The organism is Amycolatopsis sp. NPDC051903, from assembly GCF_044452505.1.
In the GTDB taxonomy this organism is placed as follows: Bacteria; Actinomycetota; Actinomycetes; order Mycobacteriales; family Pseudonocardiaceae; genus Amycolatopsis.
Map to the genome: position 1 here is coordinate 72,949 of NZ_JBITBT010000019.1, position 25,956 is coordinate 98,904.

The window sequence follows — 25,956 nt, forward strand, 5'->3', positions numbered from 1 at the left end:
AGCGGGTGACGCTCGGCGTGGGTCGGATGGCTGGGCGGTGGCGGACGTGCTGCGGGTGACGCTCGGCGTGGGCCGGACAGACGGCCGGGGGCGGCGGATGTACTGCGGGTGTGGACCGGCGAGGGCTCGACAGCCGGGTGTCGGCGAGTTCCGGGCGGCCGAGGACGGTTGCGGTCGGACGCGGCCTGGTACTCCGCGGTCGCGGTGAGGGTTCGGGCAACCCCGGTCGAGTGGAGCGCGGCGGCAGAACCCTTGGTGCGGAGCGCGGTTCGAAGACGTCGGCGGTCGGTCGCGCGATGCGATCAGGCGAGGAAGGCCCCGACCGCGGCGGCGAACTCCGGCGAGCCCAGGGCCGTGAAGTGGTCGCCCGGCACGCGGAGGAATTCGGCGTGGGGGAGGGCGGCCGCGAGGGCAGCGGCGGTGGCGTGGGCGCCGTCGGCGGCACCGACGAGCACGAGGGTGGGCGTCGGGATGGTGGCGAGGGTGGTTTCCGGGGTGGGCACGTGGGAGTGGTGGACGTGCAGCAAAGCCTGGGGATCATTGTCGAGCGCGGTGATCCAGTGGGCGGTTTCGGCCTCGGCGGCGTTGAGCTCTTCGCCGCGGACGAGCGCGGTGAGAACACAGCGGTGCGCCTCGCCCGCGCCGGGCGGGCGCCCCGCGCGAGGGCGCGAACGACGACACGGGCGCCGATTGAGTAGCCGCCCAGGTCGTGCTTGGTGTCGCGAGTGCTACCGGGACTTACGCGGCTGCCCGCGGTCGATTCGCGCCGGCGATGTATGCGTCGCGGAGCGCTGTCGCGAGCTATGCGGCCGTCCCCTCGACGGTGTCGAGCCGGGCGGTGCCCGTGGTGGCGGAGAGCTGCCGGTCCCGGGAGTGGCAGCGCGGCCCCGCGACTACTCGCTTTCCAGATCGCCTTCCAGCGTCAGGTAGACGTCGCGCAGTTGGGCCATCAGGTCGGGGTCCGGGGATTCCCACAGGCCGCGGTCGGCGGCTTCGGTGAGGCGCTCGATGATGCCCCGGAGGGCCCAGGGGTTGGCCTGGCGGAGGAATTCCTGGTTTTCGGCGTCGAGGACGTAGGACTCGGAGAGCTTTTCGTACATCCAGTCGCCCACGACGCCGGCGGTGGCGTCGAAGCCGAAGAGGTAGTCGACGGTCGCGGCGAGTTCGAAGGCGCCCTTGTAGCCGTGGCGGCGCATGGCGGACAGCCAGCGCGGGTTGACGACGCGGGCGCGGAAGACGCGCGCGGTCTCCTCGCCCAGGGTGCGCGTGCGGACGGCGTCCGGGGTGGTGCTGTCGCCGACGTAGGACGCGGGCGCGGAGCCGGTGAGGGCGCGAACGGTGGCGATCATGCCACCGTGGTACTGGAAGTAGTCGTCGGAGTCGGCGATGTCGTGTTCGCGCGTGTCGGTGTTCTTGGCGGCCACCACGATGCGCCGGTAGGAGTTCTCCATGTCCTCGCGGGCCGGGCGGCCGTCGAGGTCGCGGCCGTAGGCGAAGCCGCCCCAGACGGCGTAGACCTCGGCGAGGTCCTTGTCGTCGCGCCAGTTGCCGGAGTCCATCAGCGGCAGCAGGCCGGCGCCGTACGCGCCGGGCTTCGAGCCGAAGATGCGCGTGGTGGCCCGGCGGGAATCGCCGTGCGAGGCCAGGTCCGCGGAGACGTGGGCGCGGACGAAGTTCTCCGAAGGCGGCTCGTCCAGCGAAGCCACCAAGCGCACGGCGTCGTCCAGCAGGGTGATGACGTGGGGGAACGCGTCGCGGAAGAAGCCGCTGATGCGGACGGTCACGTCGATGCGCGGCCGGCCCAGTTCGGCCAGCGGGATGGCCTCCACCCCCGTCACGCGCCGCGACGCCTCGTCCCACACGGGCTGCACGCCCAGCAGCGCCAGCACTTCGGCCGCGTCGTCGCCGGACGTGCGCATCGCCGACGTGCCCCACACCGAAAGTCCCACCGACGTCGGCCACGAGCCGGTGTCCTCGCGGTAGCGGCGCAGCAGCGAATCGGCGAGCGACTGGCCCGTCTCCCACGCCAGGCGGCTCGGGATGGCCTTCGGGTCGACGGTGTAGAAGTTCCGGCCCGTCGGCAGCACGTTCACCAGGCCGCGCAACGGCGAACCGCTCGGCCCGGCCGGGATGTACCCGCCGTCGAGCGCGTGCAGCACGGCCGAAACTTCGGAGGACGTCCCGGCCAGGCGCGGCACGATCTCCGTCGCCGCGAACGTCAGCACTCGCGCAACCTCGGCATCGGGGGCGCCCAGCGCCTCCAGCACCACCGGCGACACCGCCGCCGGTGACCACGACCGGGCTTCCATCGCCTCCACGAGCGTTCGCGCCGTGGTTTCGATCGCGTCCACTTCGGACAACGGCGTGTCCGAGTTCTCCTTCAGCCCCAGCGCCGAGCGCAGACCCGGCACCGCGCCCTGCTTGCCGCCCCACATCTGCTGCGCGCGCAGCATGGCCAGCACGAGGTTCACGCGCGCCTCGCCGACGGGCGCCTCACCCAGGATGTGCAGGCCGTCGCGGATCTGCGCGTCCTTGACCTCGCACAGCCAGCCGTCGATGTGCAGCAGGAAGTCGTCGAACTCGGCGTCGTGGGGGCGTTCGGCGACGCCCAGGTCGTGGTCGAGCTTCGCCGCCTGGATCAAGGTCCAGATCTGCGCGCGGATGGCCGGCAGCTTCGCCGGGTCCATCGCCGCGATGTTCGCGTGCTCGTCCATCAGCTGCTCGAGCCGCGCGAGGTCGCCGTAGGACTCGGCGCGCGCCATCGGCGGGATCAGGTGGTCGACGATCGTCGCGTGCGCCCGCCGTTTCGCCTGCGCGCCCTCGCCCGGGTCGTTGATCAGGAACGGGTACACGAGCGGCAGGTTGCCCAGCACCGCGTCGGGCGCACACGACGCCGACAGGCCCGCCGTCTTGCCCGGCAGCCACTCCAGCGAGCCGTGTTTGCCCAGGTGCACCACGGCGTGGGCGCCGAACTCCTCCTCCAGCCACCGGTACGCGGCGAGGTAGTGGTGGCTCGGCGGCAGGTCCGGGTTGTGGTAGATCGCCACCGGGTTCTCGCCGAACCCGCGGGGCGGCTGGATCATCAGCACGACGTTGCCCGCCTGCAGCGACGCCAGCACGATGTCGCCCTCGGGATTTGCCGATGTGTCGACATACAGCGAGCCCGGCGCGGGCCCCCACTGCTGTTCCACCGCCGACCGCAGGTCCTCGGGCAACGCCGCGAACCACGAGGAGTACCGCGCGGCGGGCACCCGGATCGGGTTGCCCGCGAGCTGTTCCTGCGTGAGCCACTCCGGATCCTGCCCGCCGGCCGCGATCAGCGCGTGGATCAGCGCGTCGCCGTCGGGCTGGTCGGTGCCGGTCGGGTCGACGCCGGGGAACGCGTTCGGCCCCAGGTCGTAGCCCTCCTCGCGCATGAGCCGCAGCAGCTTGATCGCCGACGCCGGCGTGTCCAGGCCCACGGCGTTGCTGACGCGCGAGTGCTTAGTCGGGTAGGCCGAGAGCATCAGCGCGATCCGACGCTGGGCGGGCGGGGTGTGGCGCAGCCGCGCGTGGGCGAGCGCGATCCCGGCGACCCGCGCCGCCCGCTCGGCGTCCGGCACGTACCGCGGCAGGCCGTCGTCGTCGAACTCCTTGAAGGAGAACGGAACCGTGATGATGCGCCCGTCGAACTCCGGCACGGCCATCTGGTTGCCCGCGTCGAGCGGCGACAGGCCGTCGTCGCTTTCGGACCACGTCGCGCGGTCGCTGGTGAGGCACAGCGCCTGCAGGATCGGGATGTCCAGCGCCGCCATCTCGGCGACGTCCCACGCCTCGTCGTCACCGCCCGCGCCGACCTCCGACGGCCGGGTGCCGCCCGCCGCGAGCACGGTGACCAGCAGCGCGTCGGCCTTGCCGAGCTCCGCCATCATGTCCGGCTCGCGGTTGCGCAGCGACGCGCAGTGGATCGGCAGCGCGCGTCCGCCCGCGGCCTCGATCGCGTCGGCCAGCGCGTGGACGAAGCCGGTGTTCCCGGACAGGTGGTGCGCGCGGTAGTAGAGGATCCCGACGACCGGGCCGTTCGAGCCGGCGGCAACGGGCCGCTCCAGCACACCCCACGAAGGCAGCTGCGCCGGCGGCTCGAAGCCGTCGCCGGTCAGCAGCAGCGTGTCGGACAGGAACCGGTGCAGCTGCGTGAGGTTCTCGGGCCCGCCCTGCGCGAGGTACGCGTGGGCCTGCGCCGCGATGCCGGCCGGCACGGTCGAGAGCTTCATCAGCTCCGCGTCCGGCGTCTGCTCACCGCCCAGCACCACCACGTGCGAGCCCGACGCGCGCAGCGTGTCCAGCCCCTCCTGCCACGTGCGCGGCGTGCCCAGGATGCGGACCACGACGATCGGCGCGTCCGCCAGCAGCGACGGCAGGTCCGCGAGGTCGAGCCGGGCGGGGTTCGCGAGCCGGTACTCGGCGTCGCTCGCCCGGGCGCTGAGCAGATCGGTGTCCGAAGTGGACAGCAGCAGGATCACGGCGTTCCTCACTCGGGGTGTCCGCGCCCCGGGTCGTCGGTCGCGGCGGCGGGAGTTCCTGGCTCCCCGGATCAGCCCGGGTCACAGTGGCGGGACCGTCCCGGACTCTCACCGGGTTCCTCCGCTTGCCGACGCGTGGTTCGCTCTCACTCTCAACTGCGCGCGGGCCCGCGTCAAGGTGACGCTTCAGACCACCCGCACGGCGACGATCGGCCGCTCGCCCACGGGGTGCACCCGCTGGGCGGTGACGCTCCAGGCGTAGCCGGCGAAGCGGCCCGTCTCCGGCGCAGCGTGGAACACCATGTGCCCGTAGCCGGCGCCCTGACCTGCGGGGAAGCGGCTGTCCGGGTACTCGGCCGAGGTGCCGTGCGGGTCGGCGGTGCAATCGGCGACGGGCACGACGTACGGTTTGTCCCCGTTCGCCGGTCCCGCGAGCACCGGCGCGCCGCGGACCAGCGCGAGGTGGCCGGTGTTGGTCGGGCGCCGGTGGCCGTAGTCGATGACCACGAGGTCACCCGGCCGCAGGTCGGCGACGGCGTCGACGGGCGCGAAGTGCGGCACACGGCGGCGTTCGAAGACCCACCGGTACGTGCGCGAGGGCGGGCTCACCGAGCGGAAGTGCGTGGTGAAGAACTCGTCGTCGGCCCAGTCGTAGACGTGCTTGAGCAGCTGGGTCTGGAACGACGCGCACTGCGTGTGGTTGCGCCACGGCCGCTTCCAGCCGATGACGTCGGGCTCGCCGGCGGCCTTGTACCGGTTGTCCTCCGGCCGCACGTGGTCGATGAGCTCTTCGGCGGCGCGCAAGTGGGCGGTCACCTGTCCTTGATACCCGCTCTACGCCGAGCGGTCGCCGATGCGGGGGAACGGCTCGGTGGAGAACAGCACCTCCACCGACACCTCGAAGAACCGCGCGATTCGCAACGCGAGGTGCAAGCTGGGGCTGTACTCGCCGCGTTCGAGGTAACCGATCGTCTGGTAGTGCACGCCGAGCGCGTCGGCCAGCTGACGGCGCGAGATCCCGCGCTCGGCGCGCAGCACCGCGATGCGGTTGTAGACGTTCTCGCTCACCGCGGATCACACACGCTGCAGTGCCCTTTCCCGTCGTGCCGCCACCGACGACCCGGATTCCTTGCGCGCCATGCGCCGCAGCAGGACCGGGGCCAGCACCAATCCGATCACGGCCCACGCGACCAGCACGCCGAGGGTCCACCACGGCCGCCACGACTGGCCGATCTCCACCACCACGGCGGAGTCCGGCAGCAGAGCCGAGCGCATGCCGAGCCCGAGCCAGTACATCGGGAACACCTGGGCGATGTCCTGCACCCACACCGGCAGCGCCGTGACCGGGTAGAAGATGCCGGAGATGGCCACGAGGCCCGTGACCGGCAGCATGACCAGGCCCATCGAGCGCGGTTCGCGGATCAGCGAGCCGATCGCGGCGCCCAGCGGCAGGGTCGCCACGAGCCCGATCGCCAGTACCCAGAGCAGGCCCAGCCACGACAGCACGTCGCCGGTGGCCAGCCCGGGGAACAGGATCAGCGACGGCACCAGCGTCACCAGCAGCGCCGAAACCTGCATGAGCGAGAGCGACACGATCTTGCCGATGAGGTAGCCGAGCATGCCGTTGGGTGTGGCCTTGGCCCGCAGCAGCGTGCCGTCCTCGCGGTCGATGACCAGGTTGCCGGCCGCGCCGGAGATGCCGTTGAACACGATCCCGGCGCCGAGCACGCTCGGCACGGTCGCCGCGCCGAGGGAGAACGACGTGCCCGGCAGGTGCGCGCCCCGCAGGAAGAACAGGGTGATCATGATGAGAAGCAGCCAGATCAGCTGGCCCAGCACGTCGTCGCGGTTGGTCCACTGCTGGCGGAACTCGATCAGGCCGCGCCGCAGCCCGGTCCGCACGGCTGCTCCGGTCGCTGTCACGGTCGTCATCGCGCACCGCCTTCCCCGAGCCCGGTCTCGGCCCGGTGCACCAGCGTCAGGTAGGTCTCCTCGAGCGAAGCCCGCCGCACCTCGAGGTCGGCGACGGCCTCGCCGTACTGCTTGAACAGCTCGAACACGTACTTCGTGGCTTCGGTCGTGGAGTGCACGAACCGCTGCCCGTCGACGCTCCAGCGCACCTCGGCCTCGCCGGAGATCCGGCGGCTGAGCTCGTCGGCCGTACCGTCGGCCACGATCCGCCCGCCGTTCAGGATCAGGATCCGGTCGGCCAGCTTCTCGGCCTCGTCGAGGTCGTGGGTGGTGAGCAGGATCGTGGTGTCCTGGTCGTCGGACAGGCGGTGGACGAGATCGTGGAACTCGCGCCGCGCTTCGGGGTCGAAGCCCGCGGTCGGCTCGTCGAGGAACAGCAGCTCAGGCCGCCCGACGATGCCGATCGCCACGTCGAGACGACGGCGCTGGCCGCCGGAGAGGTGCTTGAGCTTCTGGTCCGCGTGCGGGGTCAGGCCGACGACGTCGACGAGCTCGTCCGGGTCCCACGGCCGCCGGACGCGATCCGTCGAGAAGGGCGCGTAGTACGTGCCGAGGTGCGCGAGCAGCTCTCGCACGCGCCACTTCCCGTGGTCGCGCCAGGACTGGAGCACGACCCCCAGCCGTGCCCGCCAGTCCTCACCACCGCGCGCCGGGTCGGTGCCGAGCACCGCCACGTCGCCGGCCGACCGCATCCGGAAGCCTTCGAGGATCTCGATCGTGGTCGTCTTGCCCGCGCCGTTCGGGCCGAGCAGGCAGAGCACTTCGCCGCGGTAAGCGGTGAAGCCGACGTCGTGCAGCACGTCGTTGGTGCCGTAGCGCATGCGCAGGCCCTCGACCCGCAACACGACTTCGTCCGGATTTCTCAACGGACCCACCCCCATCGTCGATGTGCGATGAAATGTAGCACACCTACTACATTTGATCGCAAGTCTGCTGAATCCGGCGCCAGCTACAGTGAGCGGCATGCCCAGCCCTGCCCGTGTGCGCGCCGATGCCTGTCCCGGGGTGTTCGCAACGCACGACGCGGTGGACGGACCGCTCGCGCGCGTCCGGCTGCCCGGCGGGGTCGTCCCGGCCGATCGCCTGCGAGTGCTGGCTTCCTGCGCCGAGGACCTCGGCGACGGCGACGTGCACCTCACCTCGCGCGGCAACGTCCAGCTGCGCGGTGTCACCCGGCCCGGCCTGGCGGCGCGGCTGACCGAGGCCGGGCTGCTGCCGTCGCCGACGCACGAACGCGTGCGCAACGTCCTCGCCTCGCCGCTGAGCGGGGTCCGGGGCGGGATCGCGGACGTCCGCGGCCTGGCGGGGGAGCTGGATCCGGCGCTGTGCGCGGAGCCGGCGCTGGCGGACCTGCCCGGCCGGTTCCTGTTCGCGTTCGACGACGGCCGGGGAGACGTCGCGGGTGAAGGCGCGGACGTGTGCTGGCGCGCGGTGACGCCGTCGCTCGGCACGGTGCTGCTCGCCGGCGCCGACACCGGCTGGTCGGTGTCGCGCGACGCCGCGGTGGCAGCGTTGCTCGACGTCGCCGCTGCGTTCGGCCGGCAGCGGGGCTCGGCGTGGCGGATCGCGGAGCTGTCCGACCCGCTCGCGTTGCTGCCCGTCGCGCTGCGGACCACGCCGGTGCGGCGGCCGGTGCGCGTGGACCCGACGGTCGGTCGGCTGGGTGAGCGCGGCGTGGGGGTCGCACCGCGGTTCGGGCAGCTCTCGGCCGTGCAGCTGCGCGTTCTCGCGGACCTCGCGTCCTACGCGGTGGTTACGCCGTGGCGATCGATCGTGGTGCCCGATGCCGGCCCGGATGCTGTGCCGCGGCTGCACGACGCGGGCCTGAGCACGGATCCCGCCGCCCTGGAGATCACGGCGTGCATCGGCCGGCCCGGCTGCGCGAAGTCGCTCGCCGACGTACGCGCCGACGCCGCCGCGGTGGCGCCGGGCGGGGTCCGCGCGCACGTCGCCGGGTGCGCCCGGCGGTGCGGCCGGCCGGCGGGCGACCACCTCGACGTCGTCGCCGAAGACGGCGGCTACCGTGTCGGCGGACGTCTCGTTCCGGCGTCCCGCTTGGCGGAGTCCTTGGTGAGGAAGGAAAACCCGTGATCGAGTACTTGGCCGACGGCGCCGAGATCTACCGGCACTCGTTCGCCACGATCCGCGAGGAAGCGGATCTGGCGATCCTGCCGGACGACGTCGCCGGCGTCGCGGTGCGGATGATCCACTCCTGCGGCATGGTCGACCTGGTCGAGGACCTGCGGTACTCGCTCGACGTCGTCGAGGCGGGCCGGGCGGCGCTCGAAGCGGGCGCGCCGGTGCTGTGCGACGCGAAGATGATCGCCAGCGGCATCACGCGCAAGCGGCTGCCCGCGGCCAACGACGTCGTCTGCACCCTCGACGACCCGAGCGTGCCGGGGCTCGCCGAGCGGAGGGGCACCACGCGGTCGGCCGCGGCGCTGGAGCTGTGGCGGGACCGGCTGCCGGGTTCGGTGGTGGCGATCGGCAACGCGCCGACCGCGTTGTTCCGCCTGCTGGAGCTGCTCGAAGAGGGGGTCGGGGCGCCGGCGGCGATCATCGGCGTGCCCGTCGGGTTCGTCGGGGCGGCCGAGTCCAAAGTGGAGCTCGTGAAACGCGCGCCCGCGCCGTACTTGGTGGTGCAGGGCCGGCGGGGTGGCAGTGCGATGGCCGTGGCGGCGGTCAACGCGATCGCGAGCGCGGCCGAATGAGCGCCGGCAAGCTGTACGGCGTCGGGCTCGGTCCCGGCGACCCGGAACTGATGACGGTGAAGGCCGCGCGGCTGATCGGCGAGGCCGACGTGATCGCCTACCACAGCGCGCGCCACGGCCGCAGCATCGCGCGCTCGGTGGCGGCACCGTACCTGCGTGAAGGCCAGCAGGAGGAACCGCTGGTCTACCCCGTCACCACGGAGACCACCGACCACCCCGGTGGTTACGAGGGTGCGATCGCCGACTTCTACGAGTTGAGCGCCAAGAAGCTCGCCGAGCACCTCGACGCAGGCCGCAGCGTGGTCGTGCTGTGCGAAGGCGACCCGTTCTTCTACGGCTCCTACATGTACATGCACGAGCGGCTCGCCGGCCGGTTCGAAGCCGAGGTGGTGCCGGGCGTGACGTCGGTGAGCGCGGCGTCGTCCGTGCTCGGGCGGCCGCTGGTGCAGCGCGACGAGGTGCTCACGGTGCTGCCGGGCACGCTGCCCGCGCCGGAGCTGGCTCGGCGGCTGGCCGACACGCAGGCGGCGGCCGTGCTGAAGCTGGGCCGCACGTTCGGTTCCGTCCGCGAAGCCCTCGCGGAGGCGGGCAAGCTGGACGACGCGTGGTTCGTCGAGCGCGCCACCTGGGGTGAGCAGCGCATCGAGCCACTGGCCGACGTGGACCCGTCGTCGGTGCCGTACTTTTCGCTGGCGCTGCTGCCGAGCCCGGCGTATGCATCCCGAGTGGACGGTGAGCCCGCGGTCGTGCAGCCCGCCGCGCCGGCTCCCGCCGAGGGCGGCGAGGTCGTGGTCGTGGGCCTCGGTCCGGCCGGCCCGGACTGGCTGACGTCCGAAGCGTCGGCCGAACTCGCGGCGGCCGAACACGTGGTGGGCTACGGCCCGTACGTCGCGCGGGTGCCGCAACGCGCCGGCCAGCAGCGGCACGCGTCGGGCAACCGCGTCGAAGCCGACCGCGCCGCGGAGGCACTCGAACTGGCGGCGGCCGGTGGCCGCGTCGCGGTGGTGTCCTCGGGTGATCCCGGCGTGTTCGCGATGGCGTCGGCGGTGCTGGAGCAGGTCGCCGCCGGGCGCGGGGCCGGGGTTCGCGTGCGGATCGTGCCCGGGGTGACGGCCGCGCAGGCTGCCGCGTCCCGCGTCGGCGCACCGCTCGGGCACGACTACGCGGTGCTGTCGCTGTCGGATCGCCTGAAGCCGTGGGACATCATCGAGCGCCGCCTCGATGCCGCCGGTGCGGCCGACCTCGTGCTGGCTCTGTACAACCCCGCGTCGCGCACCCGGACGACCCAGCTCGCCACCGCGCGCGAAGTCCTGTTGCGTCACCGCGCACCGGCCACGCCCGTCGTGGTGGCGCGTGACGTCGGCGGCCCGGAGGAGCGCATCACGGTGACCACGCTGGGCGAGCTGGATCCGTCCACTGTGGATATGCGGTGCCTGCTCATCGTGGGTTCGTCGAAAACGGTGGTGCAGCAGGGGCCGGACGGCGCGTCAGTCGTCTGGACCCCGCGCAGCTACGACTGAGCCTGCCAGCGCTCGACGGCGGTGCGCACGGCTTCCTCGTCTTCGGACCCGTGCGCACCGGACGCGCCGGCGGCGCCGACGATCACGCCCCCGTCCGTGACGAGCACACCGCCGGCGCGCGGTACGAAGTCGCCGCCGTAGAGGTGCTGGATGGTGTCGACGATCTCGCCGGGCAGCGCGATTTCACCCGACGGCTGGAGCATGCGCAGCGCCGTGCGGGCCTTGGCGACGGCGATCCGGCTGGTCGCGGGCATGCCGCCGTCGGCGCGGCGCAGGACGATCACCTCGCCGGTGACGTCGACGACCGCCACCGCGAGCGGCGGGAAGCCCCGCTCGCGGCCGACGGCCAGGGCCGTGCTCACCAGCTGGTCCGCATCGGCCAGCGTCAACCCGGGCAGGCGTGGGGTCTCAGGCATGCCGTCGAATCTAGTCGGCGGGAGCCCGTGCTCGAACTATGCAGGTCGACCTGCATAGAGCATGCGGGTCAACCTGCATAGTCGAGGAGCGCCCGTGCCCGTCATCGACGTCTACGCGCCTGAAGATCTGGTCCCCGCCGCCCGCGAACGTGAACTGGCGGTCGAGCTCATGGACGCAGCGCTGAAGGCCGACGGGTTCCCACCGCCGGTTCCCGACGCCATTCGCGACGTCGTCGGCGTGTTCTTCCACCGGTTGCCGCCGTCGGCCGTGGACACCGGCAACACCGAGCGCGCGCGAGTCGTTCGCTTGCAGGTGACGGCGGCCGAGGGAGGGTTCGACCGGGCCGGGGCCGAAGCGTTCATCGCCGAAGCCACCGCGGCCGTCGCGTCCGCGACCGGGGACCCGTCGCAGGCCGAACGGACCCGGATCTACGTCACCCAGGCGATGAAGGGCGGCCTCGGCCTCAACGGTGTGGTCCGCGGGCTGGGCACCCGCGAGTCCGGCGGGCGGCGGTGAGCGGCTCGGCCCGGTAGCGCATGGTGGAAGCCGCGGCGGACCTCCTCGCCGAACGAGGCCTGCAAGCCACGTCCTTCGGGGAGGTCATCGAGGCCACCGGCACCTCGCGCGGCTCGATCTACCACCACTTCCCCTGCGGCAAGACCGAACTCGTCGAGGAAGCCCTGGACCTGCTCGCGGAAAAGGCGTTCGCCCCCATCGAAGCCCACGCCGGCCGCGATGCCCAGACGATCGCGCGGCACTACGTCGAACTCTGGCGCTCGTTCATCCCCGGGTTCCGGCTCCGCGGCGGGTGCGTCATCCTGACCGTGACGGTCACGGCCGACAGCGAGCAGATCATCGATCGCGCCGCAGTCGTGTTCCGGCGCTGGCGCGAGCGGCTGGCACAGCTGCTGCAGGAGGGTGGCCTCGACGAACGCCACGCGGCCGGGTGCGCCGCACTGATCATCGCCGCCTGTGAAGGCGCGCTGGTCTTCGCCCGGGCCGAGCGCTCGATGGAGCCGTTCGACCAAGTGGCCGAACAACTTCGCCTCCACCTCGCGACGCTGACCGGCTGAACGAGGTGCTTCGGCTCAGCGGGTCGGGTCCTTGCCGTTCGGCTGCGACGGCCCGGGGCCGGGTGACCACCAGCCCCACACCGTCTTCGAGCTGTGGCGCACGGTGGGCGCGATGCCGTCGGTGTAGGGCTCGACCTGCAGCAGCTGACCCCACGACTGGGTGGGCTGGCCGAGGAGGTAACTGGGCACCTCGGGTTCGTCCGCGAGCTCCTCGAGCCAGCCGATCGGACCGCCGTTGGTGCTGGACGCCCACTGGGCTTCGTCGGCCAGCGCGCCGGCCGTGATGCGGTAGTCCGGGACCTGCGAGATGCCGTCGTGGGAAGTGACGGGATTCGCGCAGGGGTAGACGAACGACGCGGGCCAGTCGATGTAGACGGACTTGCCGACGAGCTTGTCGGTCAGCGTCGTGAACGTCGGAATCCGCGGTGCGGACGCGGCGATCCAGCCGTCTTCGGTGAGGTCGTTGTCCACGATGTCCACGCGCACCGACGTGGCCTCGGGCGGCAGGTCGCGCAGGTTGATGCGGGTGTCGTTCCAGCCGCCGGTGCCCGTGCCGGGCGCGAGGGCGAACTGGCTGCGCAGCACGCGCACGCCCTCCGGCGTCGTGACGCCGTAGTCGAGGCTCACCGACGCCGGGCGCCGCGGCTGGCCGGCTGTGGAGATGACGATCTGGCCGTCGGCGCGCCGGTCCGACAGCGAGTACCACTGGCTGCGCAGGCGGCCCGCGCGGTTCTGCTCGGAGAAGCTGCTCCACATCGGCACGGTGTCCGGGGTGAACCCGTGTGGCGGCTCGGCGAGCGGGTCGTTGTCGTCGACGGACCGGGTGTGGAAACCGGTCTGGACCTCACCGTTGCCCTGGTCCGCGTCGGGCAGCGGTGACTCCTCTTCCTTCTTCACCGGCACGGTCCGCTGCTCGGACTGCGGGTGCAGCATGCTCTTGACCGCGTCGGTTTCCACCATCACGTGGTCGGACAGGTTGCAGCTCTTGCCGAACAGGTGCCCGAAGTTAGCCGCGCCCAGGCTGTAGCTGCCCGACTGGTTGTGGATCGCGAGCGCCATCGTGTAGAACTCGCCGGCCGCGGCGAGCCCGCAGACCACCACGAGCGAGAGCGAACCCAGCCGCAGCGACCGGCTCCGGCCCTCTTGCGGCGCGACGGGTGCGCCGGGCCGGTGCGCGCGGATGTTCTCCACGAACGCGTAGATCCCGGCGATCGCCGCGGCCACGAGCAGGATCGTCGACAGCGGGATCCCGGCGATCGACGGCGCCAGCCCGGTCCACGGCACGCCGAGGCGCGAGACGAACCAGTACGTGTTGGGTCCCGTCGCGGCGAGCGCGCCGACCACGAGCAGCCCGGCCAGGAACGCGGCGCGGTTGCGGTTCGACCTCAGCACCGTTGAACTCGTCGCCAGCGCGGTCAGCGCGGCCATCGACGCGCCGACGGCGGCGAACGCGCCGAAGTGGTGCGTCCACTTGGTCGGGGTCAGGGCCAGCAGCAGGAAGAACAACGCGGTGGTGCCGATCAGCCGTCGGCTCGGCCCGAGCGCGGCGCCCGGGATGCGCCCGCGCCGCAGCAGCACCACGAGGCACGTGACCGTGCACAGCAACACGAGCAGCACCGGGAACCGCCGCGGCGCCGAACCGTCGGGCAGGTTCTCGAACAGCAGCTGGTAGCGCACGAGTTCCTGGAACCACGACAGGTTCGGGCCCACGAGCGTCCGGATGCGCGTGGCCTCCTGCACGGTCGCGAACGTCTGATCCGCGAACACCACGATCAGCACCAGGAACCCGGAAGCCGCGATCGGCGCCAGGATCGGCCACCAGCCGTCGGCCGAGCGCTGGCGCACGAGCTTGAACAACGGCCGCGCGGCCACCAGGAACGGTGCCACCGCGATCAATCCCGTCGGTGTCGCCGCGAGCGTGAACGCGGCCGCCGTGAGACCGAGGCACAGCGGCAGCAACCGCCGTGTCACGAGCGCGCGTTCCACCGCGCAGATCGCGAGCAGGGAACCCAGCGCGGCCACGGGTTCCGGCCGCACGCCGTTGTTGTACGGCATCCACCACACCAGGAACACCGCCGCCGCGGCCCAGCCGGCCGCGCGGCTGCCGCGCACCTGCGTGCCCAGCCTCGGCATGACCTCGCGGGAGATCAGCAGCCAGCTGATCACGCCCAGCAGGTACGACGGCAGCCGGATCCACGGCGGGACCGTGCTGACGTGCGTCATCAGCTCGTAGAGGTGGTAGAACCAGCCGAACGGCGCCTCGGCGACGCCGAACCACCGGTGGTAGTTGGTCAGGAACCCCGTGGACTCGGTGACTCTGGCCATCGTGAGGATGTAGCCGTCGTCCGATGTCACGGGTCCGATGAACACCCACGCACCGAGCGCGAGGATCACCGTCGCGTCGCGGCCGGTGAGGCGCCACCAGCCGACCGGTGCCCAGCGCGGCGCGCGGCGCGCGAAGCCGGAGTCCATGCGCCACACGGCGATCAGGCAGCCGAGGAACGCCAGCGCGCCCAGGATGCCGACGCCGAGCTTCAGCGCGGTCGGCGAGGTTTGGTAGCGCGTGTCCGGGACGACGGACACCCGCAGCCCGGAGATCGGGTCCTTCGCGGAGCTGATCGACGAGTAGATGCCGACCACGCGCGGCCGCACGTCACCGCTCGTGTGGAACACGGGCGTGCCCGCGACCGCGAGGGTCATCTGCGTCGCGTCCGACTTGAGCGTCACGGCGCAACCGGCCTGCGGCAGCGGCTGCTGCGCGATCTGCTGGCCCTGGCTCGACGCGAGCAGCACCCCGTTGTCCACGTGCAGCAGCAGCCCGACGCCGTTGCCCGCGCGCGGGCCCGTGCGCCCGTCCGGCACGGTGCCGAGCAGCAGCGCGGGACCGTTCGTGCGCGCGTCGAGGGAACGGATGGCCGCGCACGGCACTTCGGCTTCGAGGTCCTGCGCCCAGTAACCGGTCAAGGGCGCGCTGACGGACCGGGTGTCGGAGCCGGTCGGCCACACGACCTCCGCGGTGTCCTGCACGACGGGCAGGAACGGATAAGCGAGGGCGCAAAGAGCCGACAGCAACCCCAGCGCTACGGCAATCGGACGCATCAGGAGACGCAGCGTAGCAACGCAACTTCGGTGAGGGTTCTGGCGGGCGCCGAGGTGGTGGCGTCCGGTTGGCCGGACGGTTACGCCGGCCCTCCGGCCCGCCGCGTGAACCGTTCCTGGTGCACGGCTGCGGCCAGCGGCGCGCGGCTGCGCCAGCCGTGCCGTTCGAGATCGGGGACCTCGGCCAGCTGCGTGACCGGGCCGACGCACAGCCACGCGACCGGGCGGATGCCGGCGGGAATGCCGAGCAGATCGGCGAGGAACGGTTCGCGGTAGAAGCTCACCCAGCCCACCCCGAGGCCCTCCGCCGTCGCGGCGAGCCACAGGTTCTGGATCGCGAGGCACACGGAGTACAACCCGGCGTCGGCGATCGCGTGCCGGCCCAGCACGGCGGGCGCGCCGCGCTCGGCGTCGTAGGTGACCACGACGCCGAGGGTCGATTCGCGGATGCCCTCGATCTTGATGCGGGAGAACGTGTCGGCGCGTTCACCGGCGAGCGTCGCGGCGAACACGTCCCGCTCGGCGCGAACGTGCCCGGCGAACGCTTCGCGCGTGCCGCGGTCACGCACCAGCACGAAGTCCCACGGCTGGCTCAGGCCCACGCTCGGTGCGGCGTGCGCGGCCTCGAGCACGCGCGTGAGCACGGCGTCGTCGATCGGCTCGCCGGTGAACTCGCCGCGCACGTCGCGGCGGCGGCGCAGGATCTCGTAGAACTCGTCGTTCATCGGTGCAGCACCCATTCCACGGCTCCCGCGACGTCGGCCGCCTCCGCGGTGACCGGCCGCTCGGGACGCCGGACGACGACCACGGGCAGGCCCAGTTCGCGGGCGGCGGTGAGTTTCGCGGCGGTCATCGTGCCGCCGCTGTCCTTGGTGACGAGCACGTCGACGCGGTGCTCGGCCAGCAGCGCGCGCTCTCCGTCCACTTCGTACGGTCCGCGGCCCAGCAGCACCTCGTGGCGCGCGGGCAGCGGCGGCTCGGGCGGGTCGACGCAGCGGATGAGGAACCACAACGCGTCCAGCCCCGCGAAGGTGGCGAGTCCCTGGCGGCCGCTGGTGAGGAAGACGCGTTCGCCCAGTCGCGGCAGCAGCTGCGCGGCTTCGGGGAGGTCGGCGGCCCAGTGCCAGTGGTCGCCAGGGCTCTCCCGCCAGCCCGGTCGCGCCAGCCGCAGCAGGGGGACCCCGGCTGTGCCGGTGGCGGTGAACGCGTTGGCGCCGATGCGTTCCGCGAACGGGTGCGTCGCGTCGACGACCGCGCGCACGTCGTGCTCGCGCAGCCACGCGGTGAGCCCCTCGACGCCGCCGAACCCGCCGACGCGCACCTCACCGACGGGCAGCCGCGGCCGCGCGACCCGGCCCGCCAGCGACGAAACGACGGTTACCCCGCGGCCGTGCAGTTCGGCCGCGAGCGCCCGCGCCTCGGCGGTGCCGCCGAGGACCAGCACGGTCATCCGCCGTAACCCACGGCCGCGCGCCAGCGGTCGAGCGTGCGCATGTTCGCGAGCGTCTCGGCCCAGGTCAGCTCCGGTGCCTGCCGGTGCGCCAGGTGCGTGGCCACGTGGTCGGCTTCGCGCGTGAACACGCTCTGGGTCGCCTCGATCTCGATCACCTCGGGCTCGCCGCTCTCCGGCGTCAGCACGATCTGCGACGTGGCGGGCTGGCGCATCTTGGGCAGCCAAGCGGGTTTCGGCACGTGCAGCTGCCCGGTGGTGCCGTAGATCCGGATGTGGTCGTCCTGCGTGAGCCGGAAGCCGCACGACAGCTGCGCGATGATGCCGCCGGGCAGCCGCAGCAGGCCCATCGCGTACTCGTCGACGCCGCGCTCGCTCAGGCGCGCCAGGCCCGTGACCGTGGTCGGCTCCACGACCTCGGTGCCGGTCGCGGCCTGCGCGACGAGCCGGGCGAGCGAAGTGCAGTAGCAGCCGACGTCGAGGATCCCGCCGCCGCCGAGCGCCGGGTCGGCCAGGCGCGGGGCGTCGTTGGCGCCGGAGCTGTAGCTGAACGCGACGTCGACGGCCCGGATCTCCCCGATCGCGCCGCACTCGATCAGCTCGACGAGCCGCCGCGTCTGCGGGTGCAGCCGGTACATGAACGCCTCCATCAGGAAGACGTCGTGCCGGCGCGCCGCGTCGATCACCTTCTCCGCTTCGGGCGCGGTGACCGTGAGCGGTTTCTCGCACAGCACGTGCTTCCCGGCTTCCGCGGCGCGGATCGCCCACTCGGCGTGCATCGGGTGCGGGGTGGCGATGTAGACGGCGTCGACGTCCGGGTCGGCGAGGAGATCGGCGTAGGAGCCGTACGCCTTCGGGATGTCGAAGCGCGTGGCGAATTCGCGGGCGCGATCGGCCGAGCGCGCGGCGACGGCCTCCAGCACGCCGTGCTTGCTGCGTTCGACCCCGGCCGCGAAGTCCGCGGCGATGCTTCCGGCGGCCACCAGGCCCCAGCGTAGGTGCGTCACAGTGACTCCGGTTGGTTGGCGCGATCTCGGGTGCTCGAATACAGGAAGCTGTCGGGAAAGCCTTCGGCCGCCAGCACGCGGCCGACGAAGATGGTGGCCGCGCGCTTCATCCCCGCGGTGCGCGCCTGGGCGGCGATGTCGGCGAGCGTGCCGCGCACCACGGTTTCACCGGGCTGGCTCGCGAGCGCCACCACGGCCGCCGGGCATTCGGCGCCGTAGAACGGGATCAGCATTTCGGTCACGCGCTCGATGTGGTTGATCGCCAGGTGCAGCGCGAGAGTGGTGCCGCTGCGGGCGAAGTTCGCGAGCGTCTCGCCTTCGGGCAGCGCGGTCGACCGGGCCTGCGCTCGCGTGATCACGAGGCTCTGCCCGATGCCCGGCACGGTCAGCTCACGGCCGAGGACCGCGGCGGAGGCGGCGAACGCGGGCACGCCGGGCACGACGTCGTAGGGCACGCCGGCGGTGTCGAGGCGGCGCACGGTTTCCGCGACCGCGCTGTAGAGCGAGGGATCCCCGGAAACCAGGCGCGCGACCTCGTGGCCGGCGCGGTGGGCGGTGACGAGGCGCTCGACGATCTCGTCGAGGCTGAGGTTCGCCGTGTCGACGCGCTGCGCGTCCGGCGGGCAGTGCGCGAGCAGGTCCGTGGGCGTCATGCTGCCGGGGTAGAGGCACACGGCGCAGCGGGCGAGCAGGTCGCGGCCGCGGACCGTGATGAGGTCCGCCGCGCCCGGGCCGGCGCCGATGAAGTGAACGGTCATCTCGAACTCCAGGACGTGACGGTGCGCGACGGGGTCCACCCGGTGAACCCGCCGAGCGGCCGGGCGTGGTCGACGGCGATCCTCGTCAGCTCACCACCTCGGCTCGCGTAGGCGTTCGCCAGGATCTGTTCCGCTTCCAGGGTCACGCCGTGGGCGACCACGCGCGCGCCGGTGGCGAGGCACGCGTCGAGCAGACCGGGGGCGGTGAGGCCGCCGCCGATGAAGATCGCGTCCGGTTCCGGCAGCCGGCCGAAGACGTCGGGGGCGGGGCCCGTGACCACCTGCAGTTCGGGGACGCCGAGCGTGGCCGCGTTGCGCGTGATGCGCTCGGCGCGCGCCGGGTCGCGTTCGATCGCCACGGCGCGGTTGAGCGGGTGCGCGCGTGACCACTCGATGCCGACGCTGCCCGCACCGGCGCCGACGTCCCAGAGCAGCTCGCCGGGCACCGGCGTGAGGTGGGCGAGCGCCGAGGCGCGGACGTCGCGTTTGGTGAGCTGGCCGTCGTGCTCGAACGCGTCGTCGGGCAGGCCGGTCAGCGGTAGCGCGGGACCGGCGCAGACCAGGGCGAACACGGTGAGCGGGCCGGGGTCGTGCGTCCAGCCGTCGGCGACGCGCTCGTCGGGGGCGCCGAGGTTCTCCAGGCTCGTCAGTGCCGACTCGCCGTAGCCGCGGGCCTGCAGGAGTTCCCGCAGATCGGCGGCGTTCGCGCCGAGCACGAGGACCTTGCGGCCCGGCGCCAGCACGCGGGCCACGCGGCTGATCGCGCGGCCGACGACGGTCACCACCTCGGTCTCCTCGAACGACCAGCACAGCCGCGCGCGGGCCAGCGTCACCGACGACAACGCGGGCAGGACTTCGAGTTCGTAACCGCGGTCGCGCAGCGTCGTGGCGAGGCCCGACAGGAGCGGATCGCCGCTGGCCAGGACGCAGATCCGCCGTCCGGCGTGCGCTGCCAGGACCTCGTCGAGCGCGGGCAGCAGCGGGCTCGGCCACGCTTGGGTCCGCACGCCCTGCGGCAGCGACGCGAGCTGCCGCGGCGCACCCAGCACGACGTCGGCGCTGAGCACCGTGGCACGGGACCGCTCGGCCAGGCCGGCCCAGCCGTCTGCACCGATCCCGACCACCGAGAGGCGTGCCGCGCCCTGCTCGGGACCCCCGCCGGGCGCGCGCTCGGTCGGGTCGGGCGAGGCGTCCCGCGCCGTCGAAGGGGGTGATTTTTCGCGCACGTCCGCCCACGCTAGACGACGCGTTTCCTGTGCGATGATCGGCCGGACGCCGACCACGAGGAGAGCTCTTGAAGCCGTACCCGTTCACCGCCGTCGTCGGGATGCCGGACCTGCGCCTGGCGCTGATCCTCTCCTCGATCTCACCCGCGGTCGGCGGCGTGCTGGTGCGGGGGGAGAAGGGCACGGCGAAGTCGACGATGGTGCGGGCGCTCGCGGGCCTGCTGCCGGAGCTCGACGTGGTGGACGGCTGCCGCTTCTCGTGCGATCCCGTGGCGCCGGATCCGGTGTGCCCGGACGGTCCGCACGCCGCGGGCGCGCCCGCGCACCGGCGGCCCGCGCGGCTGGTGGAGCTGCCCGTGGGGGCGGCCGAGGACCGGGTCGTCGGATCGCTCAACCTGGAGAAGGCGCTGGCCGCCGGCGTCACGGACTACCAGCCGGGCCTGCTCGCCGCCGCGAACCGCGGGCTGCTCTACGTCGACGAGGTCAACCTCCTGCACGACCACCTGGTGGACACGCTGCTGGACGCCGCCGCCATGGGCCGTGCGACCGTGGAGCGCGAGGGCGTGTCCGTGTCGCACGCCGCGCGGTTCGTGCTGATCGGCACCATGAACCCCGAGGAAGGCGAGCTGCGGCCGCAGCTGCTGGACCGGTTCGGGTTGACCGTCGAGGTCGCCTCCAGCCGGGAACCCGAGCAGCGCGTCGAAGTCGTCCGCCGGCGGCTCGCGTACGAGGCGGACCCCGACGGCTTCGCCGCGACCTACGCCGCCGAAGACGCCCGGCTGGCCACGGACATCGAAGCGGCGCAACGGCTTCTGCCGTCGGTGAAGCTGCCCGACGACGCGTTGCGCCAGATCGCCGAGGTGTGCGCGTCGTTCGAGGTCGACGGCATGCGGGCCGACATCGTCACCGCGCGCACGGCCGTCGCGCACGCCGCGTGGGCCGGGCGCTCCGAGGTGACCACCGACGACGTCCGCGTGGCCGCGCGGCTCGCGTTGCCGCACCGGCGGCGGCGCAACCCGTTCGACGCGCCGGGCATTTCCGAGGACCAGCTGGAACAGGCGCTGCAGGACGCCGATCCCGGTCCCCAGGACCCGGGCCCCGAGGACGACGGTCCCGGCTCGGGTTCGCAGCCGCCCGCCGCCGAAGGCGAGCAGCCGCCCGCGGGGGACCAGCCGGGCGCGCCTCAGCCGCGGCCGGGGGACGGAAGCGGTTCCGGGCAGCAGAAGACCGTCGGCTCCGGGGACACGTTCCGGGCGCGCGTGTTCCGCGTCAAGGGCACCGGTGAAGGCGAACGCGGCCGCCGGTCGCGGGCCCTCACCGACACCGGCCGCACGATCGGTGTGCAGCCGCCGAGCGTGCGCGAAGGCCGTCCGCACCTCGTCGCGACCATGCGCGCGGCCGCACCGCACCAGCGGTCCCGCGGCCGCAGCGGGCCTGGCCTGCTCGTGCGGTCGCAGGACCTGCGGTTCGCGTTGCGCGAAGGCCGCGAAGGCAACCTCGTGCTGTTCTGCGTCGACGCGTCGGGCTCGATGGGCGCGCGGGCGCGGATGCGCGAGGTGAAGTCGGCGGTGCTCTCGCTCCTGCTGGACGCCTACCAACGGCGCGACAAGGTCGGTCTCGTGACTTTCCGCGGTGACTCGGCGGAACTCGCGCTGCCGCCGACCATCAGCGTCGAAGCCGCCGCCGCGCGGCTGGAGGGCCTGCCCACCGGCGGCCGCACGCCGCTCGCGGAAGGGCTGCTGGAAGCCGCGCGCGTGCTGCGAGTCGAGGCGATCCGCGATCCGCGCCGCCGGCCGCTGCTGGTGCTCGTCACGGACGGGCGCGCCACGAGCGGAGCCGACGCCGTCGCGCGGTCCCAGGCCGCGGCGGCGCTGCTGACCGGCGTGACCACCGTCGTGATGGACTGCGAGAGCGGCCGGATGCGCCTGGGCCTGGCCGCGGAACTGGCCGGGCACCTCGGCGCGGAGCACGTGCCGCTCGCCGACGTCGCGGCCGAGACGCTCGCGTCGGCCGTTCGCGAACGCACCACCGGGAGGGCTGCCTGATGCCGCAGGGGAAACCGGCCGTCGTCCCGCAGGACGGGCTCACCACGCGCCAGCGGCGCAACCGCCCGCTGCTCGCCGTGCACACCGGCGAGATGAAGGGCAAGTCGACCGCCGCGTTCGGCATGGCGCTGCGCGCCTGGAACCAGGGCTGGTCGATCGGCGTGTTCCAGTTCGTGAAGTCGGCGAAGTGGCGCGTCGGCGAGGAAGCCGCGTTCCGCGCGCTGGGCAAGCTGCACGACGAGACGGGCGAGGGCGGGCCCGTCGAGTGGCACAAGATGGGCGAGGGCTGGAGCTGGACGCGCAAGTCCGGCACCGAGGAGGACCACGCCGCCAACGCACGCGAGGGCTGGGCCGAGATCAAACGCCGCCTCGCCGCCGAGACGCACGACTTCTACGTGCTCGACGAATTCTCCTACCTGCTCAAGTGGGGCTGGCTCGAGGTCGAGGACGTGGTGTCCACTTTGGTCTCCCGGCCCGGGCACCAGCACGTGGTGATCACCGGCCGGTACGCGCCGCCGGAACTCGTCGAGGCCGCCGATCTGGTGGCCGAGATGACGAAGGTGAAGCACCCGATGGACGCGGGGCAGAAGGGGCAGCGGGGGATCGAGTGGTAGCGCGCGTGGTCATCGCCGCGCCCGGTTCCGGGCACGGCAAGACCACCATCGCCGCCGGGCTCATGGCGGCGCTGCGCGCGGCCGGGCACACCGTGTCCGGGCACAAGGTCGGGCCCGACTTCATCGACCCGTCCTACCACGCGCTGGCGACCGGACGGCCCGCGCGCAACCTCGACCCGTTCCTGCAGGGTGAGGACCGGCTGGTGCCCTTGCTGCGCCACGGTTCCGCGGGCGCGGACCTCGCCGTGATCGAAGGCGTGATGGGCCTGTTCGACGGCGCGCTCGGCACCGAGGGCTACGCGTCGACCGCGCACGTCGCCCGGGTGCTCGGCGCGCCGGTGGTGCTCGTCGTGGACGCCTCGGCCGCCTCGCGCAGCGTTGCGGCGACCGTGCTGGGGTTCGCCAACTACGACCCGCGCGTGCGGCTGGCCGGCGTGATCCTCAACAAGCTGGGCTCGCAGCGGCACGAGGACGAGATCACGACGGCGCTGGAAGCCACGGGCGTGCCGCTGCTGGGAGCGTTGCGGCGCAACGAGAACGTGCACGCGCCGAGCCGGCACCTCGGGCTCGTGCCGGCCGCGGAGCGGGCCGCGGACTCGCGGCGGGTGCTGCCGGAGCTGGCGTCGTGGGTCGCCGGTGGGGTGGATCTGGAAGCGGTGGTGCGGGTCGCGCGGGCCGCGGCGCCGTTACCGGGTCCGAGGTGGACACCGGACGGGAGCTGGGCCGGGCCGCGGGCGGTGGTGGCCGCGGCGGCCGGGCCGGCGTTCACGTTCCGGTACACGGAAAACGTGGAGCTGCTGGCTTCCTACGGCGTGGACGTCGTGGACGTCGACCCGCTGCGCGACGAAGCGCTGCCCGAAGGCTGCGCCGGGCTGTATTTCGGCGGCGGGTTCCCCGAGGTGCACGCGGCGGAACTGGCGGCGAACAAGCAGTTGCTCGCGGCGATCGCCGCGGCCGCGGGCCGGGGGATGCCCGTGAGCGCGGAGTGCGCCGGGCTGCTGTACCTGTGCCGCGAGCTGGACGGGCAGCCGATGGCCGGCGTCGTCGACGCGACGGCGGTGATGACCAAACGTGGCAAACTCGGTTACCGCACGGCGGTTTCCCTGGCGGACAACGTGCTCGCCGTCGGCGGCCGGCGCGTGACGGGGCACGAGTTCCACCGCACGGAGCTCACGCCCGCGGCGGGGCCGGCGCCGGCGTGGGGCTGGGACCGGACAGTGGACGGGTTCGCGTCGCCGTCGCTGCACGCTTCGTACCTGCACGTGCACTGGGCCGGGCACCCCGCGCTCGCCGAGCGGTTCGCCGCGCACGTGCGGTCGTTCGCGGGGGTCCCCGGCGGGGGTCGGCCGGAAGAGGCGGCGTCCCGTGGCTGACTACGACCTGCACCACCACGGTGACCGCGAGGTCGCGCCGGGCCTGGTCGACCTCGCGGTGAACGTCCGGCTCCCGCGCCCGCCCGAGTGGCTGCGGCGCGAGCTGGTGTCCGCTGTGGACAGTCTGGCGGCCTATCCGTCGCCGGCTTCGGCGCGGGCGGCGGTCGCCGCGCGGCACGGCCGGCCGGTCGACGAGGTGCTGGTGACGGCCGGGGCCGCGGAAGCGTTCACGCTGCTGGCGTCGGCGCTGCGGCCGCGGCACGCGGTGGTCGTGCACCCGCAGTTCACCGAACCCGAAGCCGCGCTTCGGGTGGCGGGGCACGAGGTCTCGCGCGTGGTGCTGTCCGCTTCGGACGGTTTCGTGCTGGCTCCCGCCGTGGTCCCCGAATCGGCGGACCTGGTGTTCGTGGGCAACCCGACGAACCCGACGTCGGTGCTGCACCCCGCGGCCGTGCTCCGCCGCCTGGCCCGGCCGGGCCGGCTGCTCGTGGTCGACGAGGCCTTCCTCGACGCCATCCCAGGCGAGGCGGAGAGCCTGGCCGGGGAGTCCCTGGACGGCGTGGTCGTGCTGCGCAGTCTCACCAAGACGTGGGGCCTCGCGGGCCTGCGCGCGGGCTACGTCCTCGGCCCGGCGGACGTCGTGGCCCGCCTGGCGGCCGTGCAGCCGCCCTGGTCCGTGTCGACGCTCGCCGGTGTCGCCACCGTCGCGTGCTGCCGTCCGCAGGCGCTGGAGGAGGCGGAAAAGCTCGCCGCCACCGCGGAGTCCGACCGGGACTACCTGGTTTCCCGCCTTTTCGACCTGCACCTCCCGGTCCTCGGCGAGCCACGGGGCCCCTTCGTCCTCGTCGAGGGCCCCGACGACGGCTTGCGCCAACGCTTGCGCGACGCCGGCTACGCGGTCCGCCGCGGCGACACGTTCCCCGGCTTGGGGCCGCGGCACCTGCGCCTGGCGGTGCGGTCGCGGGAAGTCACGGACGGCTTCGTGGCGGCGCTCGCCCGCGTTCTCTAGCCGTCGAGCACCGGTCCTGCGTATCACTCGCTTCGGGTGAGGAACCGCTGGTGATCCGGTGGCACACTTCCGCTTTCGCGTCTGAACAGCCGCGAACTCGCCCACGGCACCAGGCCGACCGAGGAGACGTATGCCTGTCGTGACTGGAGGATCAGCGTACGACCGAGCGTTCCGGCTGATCACGATCGAGACCGCCGCTGCGGGGCGTTAGATGTCGGTATCCGCACGCGTGAACATGCCCGCACTCGGCGGGGGCGAGTGGCTCAACTCGAGGCCACTCGGCCACGCCGAGCTGGCGGGCCACGTCGTCGTCGTCAACTTCTGGACGCTGACCTGCATCAACTGGCTGCGCCAGGACCCCTACGTCCGGGCTTGGTCGAGGGCCTACCGAGACGACGGGTTGATCGTCGTCGGCGTCCACACGCCGGAGTTCTCGTTCGAGCACGAGCTCCACCGCGTGCGGCAGGCGACGATCGAGCGGGGTGTCGACTACCCGGTCAGGCTCGACAACGACTACGTCATCTGGAGTGCGTTCCACAACCACTACTGGCCGGCGCTCTACTTCGTGGACGCCGACGGCGTCATCCGCGACCACCACTTCGGTGAAGGGCGCTACGAACAGTCGGAACGCGTGATCCAGCAGTTGCTCGGCGTCGAGCGCGAGTTCGTTTCCGTCACCGGGCTCGGCGTGGAGACGGAGGCCGACTGGGCCCACCTGCGCACGCCGGAGACGTACCTCGGCTACGGGCGCGGCGAGCACTTCGCGTCGCCGGGCCGCGTCGGGTTCGACGAACAACGCACGTACGGGCTCCCGCCGCAGGTGCGCCTGGGCACCTGGGCTCTCTCCGGCCTGTGGACGATCGGGCCGGAGAAGGTGGTGCTCGGCAAGGCCGGCGGGAGCATCACCTATCGGTTCCACGCGCGGGACGCGCATCTCGTGCTGGCTCGCGACGCGCGAGAACCGATTCCCTTCCGCGTGCTCCTCGATGGCGAGGCTCCCGGCCCGGCCCACGGGGTGGACGTCGACGAGGACGGGAACGGCTTGCTCTGGGACGATCGCCTGTACCAGCTCGTGCGCCAGCGCGACGAGGTCCGCGCGCGGACGCTGGAGATCACGTTCCTCGAACCCGGCGCCGAGGCGTACGTCTTCACGTTCGGCTAGCACCGCTGTCCTCGCCGGC

The 25,956-nt window shown here is 72.8% G+C and carries 23 protein-coding genes and 1 riboswitch; of the genes, 10 read left to right on the forward strand and 13 right to left on the reverse strand.

What is annotated here, in order from left to right; genetic code table 11:
• Positions 1-302: 302 nt before the first annotated feature.
• The 6 genes from ACIA77_RS31460 to ACIA77_RS31485 form a co-directional block, all read right to left on the reverse strand.
• Entirely contained in the window at positions 303-503 is a 201-nt protein-coding gene (locus ACIA77_RS31460) for a hypothetical protein (protein WP_395889634.1), read from the reverse strand.
• Between the two features lie 390 nt (positions 504-893).
• Positions 894-4,502, reverse strand: coding sequence for a cobaltochelatase subunit CobN (cobN, locus tag ACIA77_RS31465; protein WP_395889727.1), 3,609 nt, complete (start codon positions 4,500-4,502; stop codon positions 894-896).
• Positions 4,503-4,554: 52 nt separating this feature from the next.
• Positions 4,555-4,624: riboswitch (cobalamin riboswitch) on the reverse strand.
• A 64-nt stretch (positions 4,625-4,688) separates the two neighbouring features.
• The gene (locus ACIA77_RS31470; RefSeq protein ID WP_395889635.1) at positions 4,689-5,318 is read right to left on the reverse strand and encodes a hypothetical protein; all 630 of its coding nucleotides are present in this window, start codon (positions 5,316-5,318) and stop codon (positions 4,689-4,691) included.
• Positions 5,319-5,336: 18 nt separating this feature from the next.
• Positions 5,337-5,570, reverse strand: coding sequence for a helix-turn-helix transcriptional regulator (locus tag ACIA77_RS31475; protein WP_204094321.1), 234 nt, complete (start codon positions 5,568-5,570; stop codon positions 5,337-5,339).
• 6 nt (positions 5,571-5,576) lie between these two features.
• Complete coding sequence (locus ACIA77_RS31480; RefSeq protein ID WP_395889637.1) at positions 5,577-6,434, reverse strand: ABC transporter permease; 858 nt, start codon at positions 6,432-6,434, stop codon at positions 5,577-5,579.
• Positions 6,431-7,354: an ABC transporter ATP-binding protein gene (locus tag ACIA77_RS31485; protein WP_395889638.1), complete on the reverse strand. Its 924-nt coding sequence runs from the start codon at positions 7,352-7,354 to the stop codon at positions 6,431-6,433. The genes ACIA77_RS31480 and ACIA77_RS31485 overlap by 4 nt, the downstream gene beginning before the upstream one ends.
• An 82-nt stretch (positions 7,355-7,436) precedes the next feature.
• On the opposite strand from ACIA77_RS31485, the gene ACIA77_RS31490 reads away from it, so the two are divergent.
• Genes ACIA77_RS31490 through ACIA77_RS31500 form a run of 3 tightly spaced genes read left to right on the forward strand, consistent with a single transcriptional unit; the run spans position 7,437 to position 10,704 of the window.
• On the forward strand, positions 7,437-8,564 hold the full coding sequence (locus tag ACIA77_RS31490) for a precorrin-3B synthase (RefSeq protein WP_395889639.1): 1,128 nt from the start codon (positions 7,437-7,439) through the stop codon (positions 8,562-8,564).
• Complete coding sequence (locus tag ACIA77_RS31495) at positions 8,561-9,184, forward strand: precorrin-8X methylmutase (RefSeq protein ID WP_395889640.1); 624 nt, start codon at positions 8,561-8,563, stop codon at positions 9,182-9,184. The genes ACIA77_RS31490 and ACIA77_RS31495 overlap by 4 nt, the downstream gene beginning before the upstream one ends.
• Positions 9,181-10,704, forward strand: a complete 1,524-nt coding sequence (locus ACIA77_RS31500) for a precorrin-2 C(20)-methyltransferase (RefSeq protein ID WP_395889641.1) — start codon at positions 9,181-9,183, stop codon at positions 10,702-10,704. The genes ACIA77_RS31495 and ACIA77_RS31500 overlap by 4 nt, the downstream gene beginning before the upstream one ends.
• On the opposite strand, the gene ACIA77_RS31505 is transcribed toward ACIA77_RS31500, so the two are convergent.
• Complete coding sequence (locus ACIA77_RS31505; protein ID WP_395889642.1) at positions 10,695-11,120, reverse strand: heme-binding protein; 426 nt, start codon at positions 11,118-11,120, stop codon at positions 10,695-10,697. The genes ACIA77_RS31500 and ACIA77_RS31505 overlap by 10 nt on opposite strands.
• 94 nt (positions 11,121-11,214) lie before the next feature.
• Between ACIA77_RS31505 and ACIA77_RS31510 the strand changes: the two genes are divergently transcribed.
• Positions 11,215-11,637: a hypothetical protein gene (locus ACIA77_RS31510; RefSeq protein WP_395889643.1), complete on the forward strand. Its 423-nt coding sequence runs from the start codon at positions 11,215-11,217 to the stop codon at positions 11,635-11,637.
• 20 nt (positions 11,638-11,657) lie between these two features.
• Positions 11,658-12,194 (forward strand): TetR/AcrR family transcriptional regulator, encoded by a 537-nt coding sequence (locus ACIA77_RS31515; protein WP_395889644.1) that lies wholly within the window; start codon positions 11,658-11,660, stop codon positions 12,192-12,194.
• Between the two features lie 15 nt (positions 12,195-12,209).
• On the opposite strand, the gene ACIA77_RS31520 is transcribed toward ACIA77_RS31515, so the two are convergent.
• The 6 genes from ACIA77_RS31520 to cbiE all read right to left on the reverse strand — a co-directional run bounded on the left by ACIA77_RS31520 (position 12,210) and on the right by cbiE (position 19,632).
• Positions 12,210-15,293 (reverse strand): arabinosyltransferase domain-containing protein, encoded by a 3,084-nt coding sequence (locus tag ACIA77_RS31520; RefSeq protein ID WP_395889645.1) that lies wholly within the window; start codon positions 15,291-15,293, stop codon positions 12,210-12,212.
• An 80-nt stretch (positions 15,294-15,373) separates the two neighbouring features.
• Positions 15,374-16,018, reverse strand: a complete 645-nt coding sequence (gene bluB, locus ACIA77_RS31525) for a 5,6-dimethylbenzimidazole synthase (RefSeq protein WP_395889728.1) — start codon at positions 16,016-16,018, stop codon at positions 15,374-15,376.
• A complete protein-coding gene (locus ACIA77_RS31530; RefSeq protein WP_395889646.1) occupies positions 16,015-16,743 on the reverse strand; it encodes a cobalt-precorrin-6A reductase in 729 nt (242 codons plus the stop codon). The genes bluB and ACIA77_RS31530 overlap by 4 nt, the downstream gene beginning before the upstream one ends.
• On the reverse strand, positions 16,740-17,750 hold the full coding sequence (locus tag ACIA77_RS31535) for a Gfo/Idh/MocA family protein (RefSeq protein WP_395889647.1): 1,011 nt from the start codon (positions 17,748-17,750) through the stop codon (positions 16,740-16,742). The genes ACIA77_RS31530 and ACIA77_RS31535 overlap by 4 nt, the downstream gene beginning before the upstream one ends.
• Positions 17,747-18,508 (reverse strand): precorrin-4 C(11)-methyltransferase, encoded by a 762-nt coding sequence (gene cobM / locus ACIA77_RS31540; RefSeq protein WP_395889648.1) that lies wholly within the window; start codon positions 18,506-18,508, stop codon positions 17,747-17,749. The genes ACIA77_RS31535 and cobM overlap by 4 nt, the downstream gene beginning before the upstream one ends.
• Positions 18,505-19,632 carry a precorrin-6y C5,15-methyltransferase (decarboxylating) subunit CbiE gene (cbiE, locus tag ACIA77_RS31545; protein ID WP_395889729.1) on the reverse strand — a complete coding sequence of 376 codons (1,128 nt, stop codon included), beginning with the start codon at positions 19,630-19,632 and terminating at the stop codon, positions 18,505-18,507. Before cbiE ends, cobM begins: the two co-directional genes overlap by 4 nt.
• Before the next feature lie 170 nt (positions 19,633-19,802).
• Between cbiE and ACIA77_RS31550 the strand changes: the two genes are divergently transcribed.
• From ACIA77_RS31550 to ACIA77_RS31570, 5 genes are all read left to right on the forward strand, one after another.
• The gene (locus ACIA77_RS31550) at positions 19,803-21,779 is read left to right on the forward strand and encodes a putative cobaltochelatase (protein WP_395889650.1); all 1,977 of its coding nucleotides are present in this window, start codon (positions 19,803-19,805) and stop codon (positions 21,777-21,779) included.
• On the forward strand, positions 21,779-22,393 hold the full coding sequence (cobO, locus tag ACIA77_RS31555) for a cob(I)yrinic acid a,c-diamide adenosyltransferase (protein WP_395889651.1): 615 nt from the start codon (positions 21,779-21,781) through the stop codon (positions 22,391-22,393). Before ACIA77_RS31550 ends, cobO begins: the two co-directional genes overlap by 1 nt.
• Complete coding sequence (locus ACIA77_RS31560; RefSeq protein WP_395889652.1) at positions 22,387-23,766, forward strand: cobyrinate a,c-diamide synthase; 1,380 nt, start codon at positions 22,387-22,389, stop codon at positions 23,764-23,766. Before cobO ends, ACIA77_RS31560 begins: the two co-directional genes overlap by 7 nt.
• Positions 23,759-24,775, forward strand: coding sequence for an Rv2231c family pyridoxal phosphate-dependent protein CobC (gene cobC, locus ACIA77_RS31565; RefSeq protein ID WP_395889653.1), 1,017 nt, complete (start codon positions 23,759-23,761; stop codon positions 24,773-24,775). The genes ACIA77_RS31560 and cobC overlap by 8 nt, the downstream gene beginning before the upstream one ends.
• A gap of 211 nt (positions 24,776-24,986) precedes the next feature.
• Positions 24,987-25,937 carry a hypothetical protein gene (locus tag ACIA77_RS31570; RefSeq protein WP_395889654.1) on the forward strand — a complete coding sequence of 317 codons (951 nt, stop codon included), beginning with the start codon at positions 24,987-24,989 and terminating at the stop codon, positions 25,935-25,937.
• Positions 25,938-25,956: the final 19 nt, after the last annotated feature.

Coding starts and splice junctions, on each gene's coding strand:
- cobM (WP_395889648.1), bottom strand. CDS start 18,508: ATGACCGTTCACTTCATCGGCGCCGGCCCGGGCGCGGCGGACCTCATC.
- ACIA77_RS31480 (WP_395889637.1), bottom strand. CDS start 6,434: ATGACGACCGTGACAGCGACCGGAGCAGCCGTGCGGACCGGGCTGCGG.
- ACIA77_RS31500 (WP_395889641.1), top strand. CDS start 9,181: ATGAGCGCCGGCAAGCTGTACGGCGTCGGGCTCGGTCCCGGCGACCCG.
- ACIA77_RS31530 (WP_395889646.1), bottom strand. CDS start 16,743: ATGACCGTGCTGGTCCTCGGCGGCACCGCCGAGGCGCGGGCGCTCGCG.
- ACIA77_RS31505 (WP_395889642.1), bottom strand. CDS start 11,120: ATGCCTGAGACCCCACGCCTGCCCGGGTTGACGCTGGCCGATGCGGAC.
- ACIA77_RS31520 (WP_395889645.1), bottom strand. CDS start 15,293: ATGCGTCCGATTGCCGTAGCGCTGGGGTTGCTGTCGGCTCTTTGCGCC.
- ACIA77_RS31490 (WP_395889639.1), top strand. CDS start 7,437: ATGCCCAGCCCTGCCCGTGTGCGCGCCGATGCCTGTCCCGGGGTGTTC.
- ACIA77_RS31485 (WP_395889638.1), bottom strand. CDS start 7,354: ATGGGGGTGGGTCCGTTGAGAAATCCGGACGAAGTCGTGTTGCGGGTC.
- cobO (WP_395889651.1), top strand. CDS start 21,779: ATGCCGCAGGGGAAACCGGCCGTCGTCCCGCAGGACGGGCTCACCACG.
- ACIA77_RS31570 (WP_395889654.1), top strand. CDS start 24,987: ATGTCGGTATCCGCACGCGTGAACATGCCCGCACTCGGCGGGGGCGAG.
- bluB (WP_395889728.1), bottom strand. CDS start 16,018: ATGAACGACGAGTTCTACGAGATCCTGCGCCGCCGCCGCGACGTGCGC.
- ACIA77_RS31515 (WP_395889644.1), top strand. CDS start 11,658: ATGGTGGAAGCCGCGGCGGACCTCCTCGCCGAACGAGGCCTGCAAGCC.